This window comes from Marinobacter sp. DUT-1 (assembly GCF_050379415.1).
Lineage (GTDB): Bacteria > Pseudomonadota > Gammaproteobacteria > Pseudomonadales > Oleiphilaceae > Marinobacter.
In genome coordinates, this window is the sequence record NZ_JBNRLS010000005.1 from 176,559 (window position 1) to 190,962 (window position 14,404).

The window sequence follows — 14,404 nt, forward strand, 5'->3', positions numbered from 1 at the left end:
GCTGATTAGAAACGGAAGTGAGAGAACGCCTTGTTGGCTTCTGCCATGCGGTGAACGTCTTCACGCTTCTTCACAGCGGCACCTTTGCTGTCTGCCGCGTCAAGGATCTCGCCTGCCAGACGCTGCGCCATGGATTTCTCACCGCGCTTCCGGGAAAATTCTACGAGCCAGCGCATAGCCAGCGCGTTCTGACGGGAAGGCCGGACTTCCACAGGCACCTGGTAGGTAGCACCACCCACACGACGGGACTTTACCTCGACCATCGGCTGGATGTTTTCCAGGGCCTTCTCGAACATCTCGAGCGGCTCTTCCTTGGACTTGTCGGCAACAATGTCGAGCGCGCCATAAACAATGCGCTCTGCAACGGATTTCTTGCCGCTTTCCATCACGTGGTTGATGAACTTGGCAAGACGTGCACTGCCGAATTTGGGATCGGGAATAATCTCCCGTTTAGCTGCAACTCTTCTTCTAGGCATCGATAAGCCCTTATATATCTAAAAGGTCTTCAGGAACCCCTGAGATAGCAAAATGCTACTCAGCCTTACTCTTACCGTTCTGACAAGCAACGATAAAAGACACCCGTGTGGGACATCAGGACTTGGGTCGTTTTGCACCGTACTTGGAGCGGCCCTGCTTACGGTTCTGAACACCCTGGGTGTCCAAAGTACCGCGAACAGTGTGATAGCGCACACCCGGAAGGTCCTTTACTCGACCGCCACGGATCAGCACAACACTGTGCTCCTGAAGGTTGTGACCTTCACCACCAATGTATGAGGAAACCTCGTAGCCGTTGGTCAGACGAACACGGCACACTTTACGCAGTGCAGAGTTCGGCTTCTTCGGCGTTGTGGTGTACACACGAGTGCACACACCACGGCGCTGAGGACAGGCCTGGAGCGCGGGAACGTCGCTCTTGGCTACCTTGCGCTTACGAGGCTTACGCACCAACTGATTAATCGTTGCCATGTAAGCAAACTCCAAAAAACCATACCAATGAAACTTACCCCCTGTGCAGGGGGTAAAATTTAAGGGACGCAAGTGTAAGCCCGCGCCCCAGGTCAGTCAAGATGACTGATCTCTTTTTAACCACCTCACGGGTAGGTATCTACCCGGAGGCGGCAACGCCGGAACTCAACTTTCGCGGTTGAGTTCGGCGCTCAGAGCTTCTTCGACATCTGCCGCTGTCACGCCCTGCTCTTCCAGTTCGCGCTTGCGACGGCGCTCACTGTGGTAAGCCAGGCCGGTACCAGCCGGAATCAGTCGACCAACAACCACGTTTTCCTTCAGGCCGCGCAGATAATCACGCTTGCCGGTGACCGCACCTTCGGTGAGAACCCGGGTGGTCTCCTGGAACGAAGCCGCAGAAATGAACGACTCGGTGGCCAGGGAGGCCTTGGTGATACCCAGCAGCAGGCGTTCGAATTTCGCCGGCTCCTTGTCTGCGGCATCTACCTTCTCGTTCTCTTCCAATACCTGGGTAATTTCAACCTGGTCGCCGGAGAGCAGGGTGGTGTCGCCCGGATCGGTGATTTCGACCTTGCGGAGCATCTGGCGAACGATAACCTCGATGTGTTTATCGTTGATGACAACACCCTGGAGACGGTAAACGTCCTGGATTTCGTTGGTGATGTACTTGGCCAGCTCGACCACACCCAGCAGACGCAGGATGTCGTGCGGGTTGGACGGGCCGTCCGAGATCACCTCGCCCTTTTCAACGGTTTCACCCTCGAACACGTTGAGCTGGCGATGCTTGGGAATCAGCACCTCGTAAGGATCGCCATCCCTCGGCGTGATCACCAGGCGCTTCTTACCCTTGGTTTCCTTGCCGAAAGAAACGGTACCGCTGATTTCCGCCAGTATGGAGGACTCCTTCGGACGACGGGCCTCGAACAGGTCGGCAACCCGTGGCAGACCACCGGTGATATCCCGGGTCTTGGAGCTTTCCTGCGGAATCCGCGCAACCACGTCACCCAGCTCGACCCTGGCGCCATTGGCCATGGTGACCAGAGCGTTGGCTGGCAGGAAGTACATCGCGGTAGCGCCACCCGGCAGCTCCACGTCATTGCCCGCCTCATCCAGCAACTGGATGGCCGGACGGATATCCTTACCAGCGGCAGGACGATCCTTCGGATCGATCACTTCCATGGTGGACAGACCGGTCAGTTCGTCGGTCTGGGTCCGGACGGTAATGCCCTGCTCCATGTTGACGAACTTCGCCACACCTTCGGCTTCGGCGATGATCGGGTGGGTGTGGGGATCCCATTTGGCCACCACGACGCCGGCCTCGACCGCGTCGCCGTTCTTCACGGACAACACTGCACCGTAGGGCAGCTTGTACCACTCGCGCTCACGACCCTGGTCGTCGGCAATGGCCAATGCGGAGGAACGGGAAACCACCACCAGCGAACCGTCAGTCTTCTCGATGGACTTCAGGTTATGCAGGCGGACCGTACCACCGTGCTTGACCTGGATATTGTCCACGGCAGACGCCCGGCTTGCGGCACCACCGATGTGGAAGGTCCGCATGGTCAGCTGGGTACCCGGCTCACCGATGGACTGGGCGGCGATGACACCGACCGCTTCACCCACGTTGACCTGATGGCCACGGGCCAGGTCACGGCCGTAACACTTGGAACAGATGCCGTAACGGGTCTCACAGGTAATCGCGGAGCGCACCCAGACCTCATCCACACCGGCACGCTCGATCATCTCGATGGTTTTCTCGTCCAGCAGCGTACCGGCCGGAACCACCGCATTTTCCTTGTCGGTCGGCGTAAACACATCACGGGCAGTCACACGACCAAGGACTCGATCCCCCAGCGGCACAACAACGTCACCACCCTCGATGTGCGGCGTCATCAGCAGACCTTCGTCGGTGCCACAGTCTTCCTCGGTCACCACCAGATCCTGAGACACGTCAACCAGACGGCGAGTCAGGTAACCGGAGTTAGCGGTCTTCAGAGCGGTATCCGCCAGACCCTTACGGGCACCGTGGGTCGAGATGAAGTACTGCAGTACGTTCAGACCTTCACGGAAGTTCGCGGTGATCGGAGTCTCGATGATGGAGCCATCCGGCTTGGCCATCAGGCCCCGCATACCCGCCAGCTGACGGATCTGAGCCGCGGAACCCCGTGCACCGGAATCGGCCATCATATAGACGGAGTTGAAGGATTCCTGCATCAGGTAATCGCCGTCCTCACCCTGCACAGGCTCGCCATCAGGGCCGATTACCTGTTCTTTCGCGAGGCGCTCCATCATTGCCTTGGAGACCTTGTCGTTGGCCCGGGACCAGATGTCGATCACCTTGTTGTACTTCTCGCCCTGGGTCAGCAGACCGGACGCGTACTGGTTCTCGATGTCCTTCACCTCTTCAGAGGCGGCATCGACCATTTCGTACTTCTCCGGCGGAATCTCGAAATCGTTGAAACCGATCGAGATACCGGAGCGGGTCGCGTAGTGGTAACCCATGTACATCAGCTGATCTGCAAAGATCACGGTGTCCTTGAGACCGGCATCGCGGTAACAGGTGTTGATCAGCGCAGAGATCGCTTTCTTCACCATCGGCCGGTTAACCAGCTCGAACGGAAGACCATCGGGGACGATGTCGAACAACAGGGCACGACCGACGGTGGTATCCACAATACTGTAGCTTTCGGTGCGCTCACCATCTTCGCCGATGACTACCTGCTTGACCCGGACTTTTACCTTGGCCTGCAGGTCCACTTTGCCCGCGCCGTAGGCACGATGGGCTTCTTTTACATCGGAAAACACCATGCCCTCGCCGAGCGCCGCGTGACGCTCCCGAGTCATGTAGTACAGACCCAGCACCACGTCCTGGGACGGCACGATGATCGGCTCGCCGTTGGCCGGCGACAGTACGTTGTTGGTGGACATCATCAACGCACGGGCTTCAAGCTGGGCTTCCAGGGTCAGCGGTACGTGCACCGCCATCTGGTCACCGTCAAAGTCGGCGTTGTAGGCGGCACACACCAGCGGATGCAGCTGGATCGCCTTGCCTTCGATCAGAACCGGCTCGAACGCCTGGATACCCAGACGGTGCAGGGTCGGCGCACGGTTCAGCATGATCGGATGCTCACGGATGACTTCGTCCAGGATGTCCCAGACCACGCCTTCCTCACGCTCGACCATCTTCTTGGCGGCCTTGATGGTGGTCGCCAGGCCGCGGTGCTCCAGTTTGGAGAAAATAAACGGCTTGAACAGCTCCAGCGCCATCTTCTTGGGCAAACCACACTGGTGCAGACGCAGGTACGGACCTACCACGATCACCGAACGACCGGAGTAATCCACACGCTTACCCAGCAGGTTCTGACGGAAACGACCCTGCTTACCCTTGATCATGTCAGCCAGGGACTTCAGCGGGCGCTTGTTGGTGCCGGTGATGGCACGGCCACGGCGGCCGTTGTCCAGCAGTGCATCAACCGCTTCCTGCAGCATCCGCTTCTCGTTGCGCACGATGATGTCCGGAGCGTTCAGCTCCAGCAGACGCTTGAGACGGTTGTTCCGGTTGATCACCCGACGGTATAGGTCGTTCAGATCAGAAGTGGCGAAACGGCCACCGTCCAGCGGCACCAGCGGACGCAAGTCCGGCGGCAGAACCGGCAGCACGGTCATTACCATATCGCCCGGCTTGTTACCGGAATACAGGAACGCCTCAAGAATCTTCAGGCGCTTGCTGAATTTCTTGATCTTGGTTTCGGAATTGGTCTGGGGAATCTCTTCCCGCAGCGCGTCAACCTCTTCCTGCAGATCGATGCCTTCCAGCAGCTCCTTGACGGCCTCGGCACCCATGCGGGCGTCAAACTCGTCACCGAATTCTTCCAGGGCTTCGTAATACTGCTCGTCGTTCAGCAGCTGCCCCTTCTCCAAGGTAGTCATCCCCGGATCGATCACAATAAAGGATTCGAAGTACAGGACCCGCTCGATATCACGCAGGGTCATGTCCAGCATCAAACCGATGCGGGACGGCAGTGACTTCAGGAACCAGATGTGGGCAACCGGGCTGGCCAGCTCGATGTGACCCATACGCTCACGGCGCACGCTCGCCAGTGCGACCTCAACCCCACACTTTTCGCAGATAACACCGCGATGCTTGAGGCGCTTGTACTTACCGCACAGACACTCGTAGTCCTTGATCGGGCCGAAGATCTTGGCACAGAAAAGACCGTCACGCTCCGGTTTGAAGGTACGGTAGTTGATGGTCTCAGGCTTCTTGACCTCGCCAAAAGACCATGAACGAATCATGTCAGGCGACGCCAGGCCGATTCGGATGGCGTCAAATTCCTTGCTCTGATTCTGGCTCTTGAGAAGATTCAGCAAATCTTTCATCAGTAAAAGCTCCGGATGGCGTTAATCTCGGGCGGGCACCCACGGTGCCCGCTCACGCTGCCAAAAACAATTCGGCTCACTCGGATTCCAGCTCGATGTCGATACCCAACGAGCGGATCTCCTTGACAAGAACGTTGAAGGATTCGGGCATGCCCGGCTCCATGCGATGATCACCATCGACAATGTTCTTGTACATCTTGGTCCGACCGTTTACGTCATCAGACTTCACAGTGAGCATTTCCTGCAGCGTATAGGCTGCACCGTAGGCCTCCAGGGCCCACACTTCCATCTCACCGAAGCGCTGGCCACCGAACTGCGCCTTACCACCCAGCGGCTGCTGGGTAACCAGGCTGTAGGAGCCGGTGGAACGAGCGTGCATCTTGTCGTCGATCAGGTGGTTCAGCTTCAGGATATACATGTAGCCGACGGTAACCGGGCGATCAAACATCTCGCCGGTACGACCGTCATACAGGTTGACCTGACCACTAGTGTCCATGTCCGCCAGTTCCAGCATGCGCTTGACCTCGGCTTCCTTGGCACCATCGAAGACCGGTGTTGCCATCGGCACGCCGTTGCGCAGGTTGCCGCACAGCTCCAGGATCTCCTTGTCGCTCAGGGAATCCAGATCCACCTTGAACACTTCGTCCGAATGATTGTAGATCTCGTCCAGCAACTGACGGAGCTCAGCGATCTTGCGCTGCTCGTCGAGCATCCGGCTGATCTTGTCACCCAGGCCCTTGGCTGCCGCACCGAGGTGCGTTTCCAGAACCTGTCCGACGTTCATCCGCGACGGTACACCCAGCGGGTTCAGCACAACATCCACCGTGGTGCCGTGCTCGTCGTACGGCATGTCCTCAACGGGCATGACAGCTGAGATAACACCTTTGTTCCCGTGACGACCGGCCATCTTGTCGCCCGGCTGAATGCGGCGCTTGATCGCCAGGTAAACCTTGACGATCTTCAGCACGCCCGGAGCCAGGTCGTCGCCCTGCTGCAACTTGGACTTCTTGTCCTCGAAACGGGCTTCGTGCTCCTTCTTGCGGTCCTCAAGGCCCTGCTCGGATTTCTCCAGCAGTTCATTCAGGCTCTCGTCTTTCATCCGGAGCTTGAACCAGTCCGCGCGAGGCAGCTCGGCCAGGTAGGACTCCTCCAGAGTCGCACCTTTTTTCAAGCCCGGACCGCTGATCACTTCCTGACCCTTGAGAGCATTCATCAGACGCTCGAAGGTCGCGCCTTCAACGATCCGGTACTCGTCTTTCAGGTCCTTCCGGTACTTGTCCAGCTGTTCCTTTTCGATGGACAAGGCCCGCTGGTCTTTCTCGATGCCGTCACGGGTGAAGACCTGGACGTCAATAACAGTGCCGCGGGTACCCGTCGGCACACGGGAGGAGGTGTCCTTAACATCAGACGCCTTCTCACCGAAGATGGCACGCAGCAGCTTCTCCTCCGGAGTCAGCTGGGTTTCGCCCTTCGGCGTCACCTTGCCGACAAGGATGTCACCCGGCCCCACTTCGGCACCGATATAGACAATGCCGGACTCATCCAGCTTGGACAGCGCGCTTTCACCCACGTTCGGGATATCGGCGGTGATTTCTTCGCTGCCCAGCTTCGTGTCCCGAGCCACACAGGTCAGTTCCTGGATGTGGATAGTGGTCAGACGGTCTTCCTGGACCACTTTCTCGGAAATGAGGATGGAATCCTCGAAGTTGTAACCGTTCCAGGGCATGAACGCGATGCGCATGTTCTGCCCCAGTGCCAGTTCGCCCAGATCCACAGACGGGCCGTCAGCCAGCACGTCGCCCCGGGCAATCACATCGCCCTGACGAACAATGGAACGCTGGTTGATACAGGTATTCTGGTTCGAACGGGTGTACTTGGTGAGGTTGTAGATATCCACACCAGCATCACCTGCTTCGGTTTCAACGTCGTTGACACGCACCACGATTCGGGCGGCATCGACACTCTCGATCACACCACCACGGCGGGCCGTGACACACACACCGGAATCCTGGGCCACAGTACGCTCAACACCGGTACCGACCAGCGGCACCTGGGATTTGAGCGTCGGAACCGCCTGACGCTGCATGTTCGCACCCATCAGGGCCCGGTTGGCATCGTCGTGCTCCAGGAACGGAATCAGGGAGGCCGCAACGGATACAACCTGGCGCGGAGACACGTCCATGAAGTTGACCGCTTCCGGCGGAGCCACCGTGAATTCGTTCAGGTGACGAACCGTAACCAGCTCATCGGTCAGTCGCTTGCTTTCGTCTGTTGCGGCACTGGCCTGCGCGATGATGTAGTTGCTCTCTTCGATAGCGGAGAGATACACCACCTCGTCAGTAACCACACCGTCAACCACCTTACGGTACGGACTCTCGAGGAAGCCGTAGGAGTTGGAGCGGGCGTAGGTGGCCAGCGAGTTGATCAGACCGATGTTCGGACCTTCCGGGGTCTCGATCGGACACACACGCCCGTAGTGGGTCGGGTGAACGTCCCGCACCTCGAAGCCGGCGCGCTCGCGAGTCAGACCGCCAGGGCCCAACGCGGAGATACGACGCTTGTGAGTCACCTCGGACAGCGGGTTGTTCTGGTCCATGAACTGGGACAGCTGGCTGGAGCCAAAGAACTCCTTCACCGCTGCCGCGACCGGCTTGGCATTGATCAGGTCCTGCGGCATCAGGCCTTCGCTTTCCGCGAGGCTCAGACGCTCACGTACCGCCCGCTCAACGCGGACAAGGCCAACCCGGAACTGGTTCTCGGCCATCTCACCCACGCAGCGAACACGACGGTTACCCAGGTTATCGATGTCATCCACCTGACCCTCACCATTACGGATGGCAATCAGGGTCTTCAGGACGTCGATGATGTCCTCGTGGGTCAGGGTACCCTCACCGGTGCTCTCTTCCCGGCCCAGGCGACGGTTCAGCTTCATCCGGCCAACTGCGGACAGATCGTAGCGCTCGTCGGAGAAGAACAGGTTGTTGAACAGATTCTCCGCAGATTCCTTGGTGGGCGGCTCGCCCGGGCGCATCATGCGGTAGATTTCCACCAACGCTTCCAGCGGTGTGCGGGTCGGGTCGATACGCAAGGTATCCGACATGAACGGACCGCAATCCAGGTCGTTGGTGTAGAGGGTTTCAATTTCCTTAACACCAGCCTCGAGGATCTTGTTAACTACATCCTCGGTCAGCTCGGTATTACACTCCACCAGAACCTCGCCGGTGGACTGATCGATCATGTCCTTGGCCAGGACACGGCCATAAAGGTATTCGGTCGGAACTTCCAGCTCGCTAATACCGGCTTTTTCCAGCTGCTTGATGTGACGAGCAGTAATCCGGCGACCTTCCTCGACAATCACGTTACCGTCATTGTCCTTGATGTCGAAGGTGGCGATGTCACCACGCAGACGGCTGGGCACCAGCTCCAGCTTGCAGGTCTCTTCGCCCAGAGAGAACTTACTGGTGTCGAAGAACATTTCCAGCATCTGCTCGGAGGTATACCCCAGGGCACGCAGCAGGATGGACGCAGGGAGTTTCCGGCGACGGTCGATACGAACAAACACGCTGTCTTTCGGATCGAACTCGAAGTCCAGCCAGGACCCACGGTAAGGAATCACCCGGGCCGAATACAACAGTTTGCCGGAAGAATGGGTCTTACCCTTGTCGTGATCGAAGAACACACCCGGGGAACGGTGGAGCTGGGAAACAATAACGCGCTCGGTACCGTTGATAACGAAGGTACCGTTCTCGGTCATCAGGGGCATTTCGCCCATGTAGACTTCCTGCTCTTTGATGTCCTTGATCGCCTTGTTGGACGATTCCTTATCATAAATGATAAGGCGGACTTTCACGCGCAGCGGCGCTGCATAGGTTACGCCCCTAAGCTGGCATTCCTTGACGTCAAATACCGGCTCGCCGATACGATAGCTCACGTACTCGAGCGCGGCATTGCCAGAGTAACTGACAATCGGGAATACGGATTTGAATGCTGCGTGAAGACCGGTTTCCCGGCGGTCTTCAGGAGCGGCTTCCATTTGCAGGAAGTCCCGGAACGAATCCAGCTGAATAGACAGCAAATAGGGGACGTCCATCACGGAAGGCAATTTACTAAAATCTTTGCGAATCCGCTTTTTCTCAGTGTAGGAGTAAGTCATCTGCATTCCCCAGCTTTAGACCTGATACCTGGTATCAAGAAGCAACCATTGTTCTGCTTCGGGGCCGAATTGCTCGGCTTATCGCGCCGTCTTGAACAAGACTCTGGCTGTAGGTTATAGATCTGACATCAACCTGTAATTGCACACCAGACTCTATAGCATATACAACAGAAAAAGGCCGGTGGCGCAAAGCCACCAGCCTATCCATGCTTAATGCACGGTGTCGATCAACAGCCGACTCTTACTTGAGCTCAACAGAAGCGCCTGCTTCCTCGAGCTTCTTCTGAGCTTCTTCAGCGTCGTCTTTGCTCGCGCCTTCCTTAACAACAGAAGGAGCGCTGTCGACCATTTCCTTAGCTTCTTTCAGACCCAGGCCGGTCAGTTCACGAACAGCCTTGATGACGTTTACTTTCTTCTCACCGGCGCCGGTCAGAACAACGTCAAATTCGGTCTTCTCTTCAGCGGCAGCTGCGTCACCACCAGCAGCAGCCGGAGCGGCAGCAACAGCGGCTTCAGCAGAAACGCCGAATTTCTCTTCCATAGCTTCAACGAGCTCAACAACTTCCATTACGCTCATTTCAGCAATTGCATTCAAAATATCGTCTTTAGACAGAGCCATGACTTTCTCCCAAAAATGTAAAAATGGTGTTCAACAGAATCAAGCAGCTTCGCGCTTCTGGTCGCGGACTGCAGCTACGACACGCGTGATCCGTCCCGGAATATCGTTCAGGCTGCGTGCGAGCTTGGTAACTGGTGCCTGTGTAACAATGGCCAGCTTGGTCAACGCTTCATGCAGCGTCGGCAGCTTGGCAAGGCGATCAATCTGATCCGCGCCCATCAGCTCACCGCCGACAGCCAGACCCTTGATTTCGAACGCCTCTTTCTCTTTGGCAAAATCCTTCAGCAGACGCGCTGCGGCGCCTGGATCTTCCATTGAGAAGGCCAAAATGGTCGGACCAACCAGAGCTTCGTCGATGCACTCGAACTCGGTACCGCGAATGGCAATCTTGGCCAGGTTGTTACGAACAACCTTCAGACGCACATTCTCGGCACGAGCCTTGGCACGAAGCGCGGTCATATCACCGGAGGTGACACCGCGATAGTCAGCCATGACCACAGACAGAGCAGTACCAGCAGTCTCGTTGACTTCAGCGACGATCGCTTTCTTGTCTTCGAGTCTAATTGCCACTGGTTTTCTCCTCGATTTCGCCGGCTCTTGCCGGCAAACCCATTATTGCCCTTACGGGCGCCTTAACGGTGTTTGGGTTCAGAGAGAACGTCTTCACACCGTCTGCGCAGGCGTTGCTTTAACCCTTGTGGCGCTCCCGGCAAACCGGAAACGCCTCGGGGGCCTGCGGTCTTTGACAGCCTTGGCTTCCGCCCAGACTACAAAGCAACCATCGATCAAAGGATCAAACAGCGAGACCGCTCTGATCGATAGTCAGGCCAGGACCCATGGTGGACGAAATGGTGATCTTCTTCAGATACACACCCTTCGACGACGCAGGCTTGGCCTTTTTCAGATCTGCCACCAGAGCCTCAAGGTTTTCCTTGATGTTCTGGGCAGAAAATTCAACATTGCCCAGCGGGGCATGGATGATGCCGTTCTTGTCGGTACGGTAACGCACCTGACCGGCCTTGGCGTTCTTGACCGCGGTTTCAACATCCGGAGTCACGGTGCCAACCTTCGGGTTCGGCATCAGGCCGCGGGGACCCAGGATCTGGCCCAGCTGACCAACAACACGCATGGCATCCGGAGTGGCGATAACCACGTCGAAATCCATGTTGCCTTTCTTGACTTCTTCAGCCAGGTCTTCCATACCGACGATGTCGGCGCCGGCAGCAGTGGCCTTCTCGGCATTAGCACCCTGGGTGAACACGGCAACGCGAACGCTCTTGCCAGTGCCGTGGGGCAGAACAGTGCTGCTGCGGACAACCTGGTCGGATTTACGTGCATCAACGCCCAGGTTAACGGCTACGTCGACAGACTCCTTGAACTTCACGTTCTGGCCCAGCTCGGCCAGCAGCGCGACAGCCTCGTCAACAGAGTAGGCGCGGGTGGAGTCGACTTTTTCACGAATCAGCTTCTGACGCTTGCTCAGCTTTGCCATCTTAGAGGCCCTCCACGTTCAGGCCCATACTGCGGGCTGTTCCGGCAATGGTACGAACCGCTGCATCCATATCGGCTGCAGTCAGATCCGGCTCCTTGGTCTTGGCAATTTCCTCGAGCTGCTCACGGGTCACGGTGCCGACCTTGTCGGTGTTCGGACGACCGGAACCGCTCTTGATGCCAGCTGCTTTTTTCAGCAGAACCGGAGCAGGCGGAGTCTTGGTAATGAAGGTAAAGCTGCGGTCACTGTAAACAGTAATAACAGTCGGAATCGGCAGACCCGGCTCCATACCCTGAGTCTGGGCATTGAACGCCTTGCAGAATTCCATGATGTTTACACCACGCTGACCCAGTGCAGGACCAACGGGGGGACTCGGGTTGGCCTGGCCGGCAGCAACCTGAAGCTTGATGTAGGCTTCGATCTTCTTTGCCATGTTAAATCTCCTGTGGGTTCAGACGCCTTTCGGCTCCCCTTATCAGACACAAAAAGCCCGCGTCGCCATAGCGCGCGAGCTTTCAGCTTGACAGCAGCTGATCAGTCTTTCTCGACCTGCCCGAACTCCAGCTCAACCGGAGTGGAGCGACCGAAGATCAGAACAGCCACTTTGACTCGACTCTTATCGTAGTCGACTTCCTCAACCACGCCATTGAAGTCCGCGAACGGACCCTCAACGACGCGCACAATCTCACCCGGCTCAAACAGGGTCTTGGGCTTGGGCTTGTCGGCGCCGCTTTCAACGCGACGAAGAATGGCCTCTGCCTCACGCTCGGTAATCGGCGCAGGCTTGTCCTTGGTGCCACCAATGAAACCCAGAACCCGCGGGGTATTCTTGACAAGATGCCATGTTGCATCGTCCATTTCCATCTGGACGAGTACGTATCCCGGGTAGAACTTCCGCTCGCTCTTGCGCTTTTTGCCATCGCGCATTTCGACGACTTCTTCGGTCGGAACCAGAATCTCGCCGAACTTGTCTTCCATGTCATTGAGCGCAACACGCTCTTTCAGAGTGCGCATTACGTGCTTTTCGAAGCCAGAATACGCATGAACCACGTACCAGCGCTTAGCCATTGCCCACTCCCGTTTAACCAATAAATCCGGCGACCAGCCAGCTGATCAGCGAGTCCATACCCCACAAAATCAGCGCAACAACCAGCACAAAGACCACAACAATGAGCGTGGTCTGGACAAGTTCCGGCCTGGTGGGCCACACAACTTTCCGGATTTCGACCCGAGCCTCTTTAAGCAGTGTTGCGAAACGGCGACCGCGATCGGTCTGCAGGGCAACGAAGGCCGCCACAATACCGAGACCTACGAGAGCCAGCACACGATACAGAAGAGATTCGGCACTGAAATACTGGTTACCGACGACACCGACGGCAATCAGAACAAAAACAACCAGCCATTTCAAAGCATCGAAACGGCTGGTTGACTGAACGGCTTTTGACTCCATAGGAATCAGCTTATGTATCCGGATGTTAAAAAATGGCAGGCCAGGAGGGAATCGAACCCCCAACCTGCGGTTTTGGAGACCGCTGCTCTGCCAATTGAGCTACTGGCCTGCACCGAAACAACTCAGTGCAACTACAATCGAGTAACCCGAAGGTTACTCGATGATCTTGGAGACCACGCCGGCACCAACGGTACGGCCACCTTCGCGAATCGCGAAGCGCAGACCATCTTCCATGGCGATCGGAGCGATCAGGGCAACACTCATCTTCACGTTGTCACCCGGCATAACCATTTCCACGCCTTCCGGCAGTTCACAGGAACCGGTTACGTCGGTGGTACGGAAGTAGAACTGCGGACGGTAGCCCTTGAAGAACGGAGTATGACGGCCGCCTTCTTCTTTGGACAGTACGTACACTTCGCACTCGAACTTGGTGTGCGGAGTGATGGAGCCCGGAACCGCCAGTACCTGACCACGCTCAACGTCGTCACGCTTGGTACCACGCAGCAGAACACCAACGTTCTCACCAGCACGACCTTCGTCCAGCAGCTTGCGGAACATCTCAACACCGGTACAAGTGGTCTTGACGGTATCCTTGATACCAACAATTTCCACTTCGTCACCAACCTTGATGATGCCACGCTCAACACGACCGGTTACCACGGTACCACGACCGGAGATAGAGAATACGTCCTCGATCGGCATCAGGAACGGCTGATCAATCGCACGCTCCGGCTCCGGGATGTACTCGTCCAGGGCTTCTACCAGCTTCTTCACAGCGGTAGTACCCATCTCGTTGTCGTCTTTACCTTCCAGCGCCATCAGCGCGGAACCGGTTACGATCGGAGTGTCGTCGCCCGGGAAGTCGTACTGGCTCAGCAGATCGCGAACTTCCATCTCGACCAGCTCCAGCAGCTCCTCGTCATCGACCATGTCCGCCTTGTTCAGGAACACAACGATGTAAGGAACGCCAACCTGACGGGACAGCAGGATGTGCTCGCGAGTCTGCGGCATGGGGCCGTCAGCTGCGGAACAGACCAGGATCGCGCCGTCCATCTGGGCAGCACCGGTGATCATGTTCTTCACATAGTCAGCGTGGCCCGGGCAGTCTACGTGCGCGTAGTGACGGGTCGGAGAATCGTACTCAACGTGAGAGGTCGCGATAGTGATACCACGGGCCTTCTCTTCCGGCGCGTTATCGATCTGGTCAAACGCGCTGGCTGAACCTGTACCCCACACTTCGTGACATACACGAGTCAGAGCAGCGGTCAGAGTGGTCTTACCATGGTCAACGTGACCAATAGTACCCACGTTTACGTGCGGTTTACTACGCTCAAATTTTTCTTT

The 14,404-nt window shown here is 57.1% G+C and carries 11 protein-coding genes and 1 tRNA gene; all 12 read right to left on the reverse strand.

Going from position 1 to position 14,404, the window contains the following annotated elements; translation table 11 throughout:
• Positions 1-5: 5 nt before the first annotated feature.
• Positions 6-476, reverse strand: a complete 471-nt coding sequence (rpsG, locus tag ACQUTG_RS16775) for a 30S ribosomal protein S7 (RefSeq protein WP_008940668.1) — start codon at positions 474-476, stop codon at positions 6-8.
• A gap of 115 nt (positions 477-591) precedes the next feature.
• The gene (gene rpsL / locus ACQUTG_RS16780; protein ID WP_008174844.1) at positions 592-966 is read right to left on the reverse strand and encodes a 30S ribosomal protein S12; all 375 of its coding nucleotides are present in this window, start codon (positions 964-966) and stop codon (positions 592-594) included.
• Between the two features lie 165 nt (positions 967-1,131).
• The gene (rpoC, locus tag ACQUTG_RS16785) at positions 1,132-5,346 is read right to left on the reverse strand and encodes a DNA-directed RNA polymerase subunit beta' (RefSeq protein ID WP_428920486.1); all 4,215 of its coding nucleotides are present in this window, start codon (positions 5,344-5,346) and stop codon (positions 1,132-1,134) included.
• A 76-nt stretch (positions 5,347-5,422) separates the two neighbouring features.
• Positions 5,423-9,499, reverse strand: a complete 4,077-nt coding sequence (gene rpoB / locus ACQUTG_RS16790) for a DNA-directed RNA polymerase subunit beta (RefSeq protein ID WP_428920487.1) — start codon at positions 9,497-9,499, stop codon at positions 5,423-5,425.
• A 241-nt stretch (positions 9,500-9,740) separates the two neighbouring features.
• A complete protein-coding gene (gene rplL / locus ACQUTG_RS16795) occupies positions 9,741-10,118 on the reverse strand; it encodes a 50S ribosomal protein L7/L12 (protein WP_428920488.1) in 378 nt (125 codons plus the stop codon).
• Positions 10,119-10,157: 39 nt separating this feature from the next.
• Positions 10,158-10,688, reverse strand: coding sequence for a 50S ribosomal protein L10 (gene rplJ / locus ACQUTG_RS16800; RefSeq protein ID WP_092006908.1), 531 nt, complete (start codon positions 10,686-10,688; stop codon positions 10,158-10,160).
• 223 nt (positions 10,689-10,911) lie between these two features.
• Positions 10,912-11,610: a 50S ribosomal protein L1 gene (rplA, locus tag ACQUTG_RS16805; protein WP_428920489.1), complete on the reverse strand. Its 699-nt coding sequence runs from the start codon at positions 11,608-11,610 to the stop codon at positions 10,912-10,914.
• Position 11,611: 1 nt separating this feature from the next.
• Positions 11,612-12,043, reverse strand: a complete 432-nt coding sequence (rplK, locus tag ACQUTG_RS16810; RefSeq protein WP_008940662.1) for a 50S ribosomal protein L11 — start codon at positions 12,041-12,043, stop codon at positions 11,612-11,614.
• A gap of 101 nt (positions 12,044-12,144) precedes the next feature.
• Positions 12,145-12,678 (reverse strand): transcription termination/antitermination protein NusG, encoded by a 534-nt coding sequence (gene nusG, locus ACQUTG_RS16815; RefSeq protein ID WP_428920490.1) that lies wholly within the window; start codon positions 12,676-12,678, stop codon positions 12,145-12,147.
• Positions 12,679-12,691: 13 nt separating this feature from the next.
• Positions 12,692-13,060, reverse strand: coding sequence for a preprotein translocase subunit SecE (secE, locus tag ACQUTG_RS16820; RefSeq protein ID WP_092006915.1), 369 nt, complete (start codon positions 13,058-13,060; stop codon positions 12,692-12,694).
• Between the two features lie 33 nt (positions 13,061-13,093).
• A tRNA-Trp gene (locus ACQUTG_RS16825) sits at positions 13,094-13,169 on the reverse strand.
• 44 nt (positions 13,170-13,213) lie between these two features.
• A partial coding sequence (tuf, locus tag ACQUTG_RS16830) for an elongation factor Tu (RefSeq protein ID WP_428920491.1) occupies positions 13,214-14,404 on the reverse strand: 1,191 nt, incomplete at its 5' end.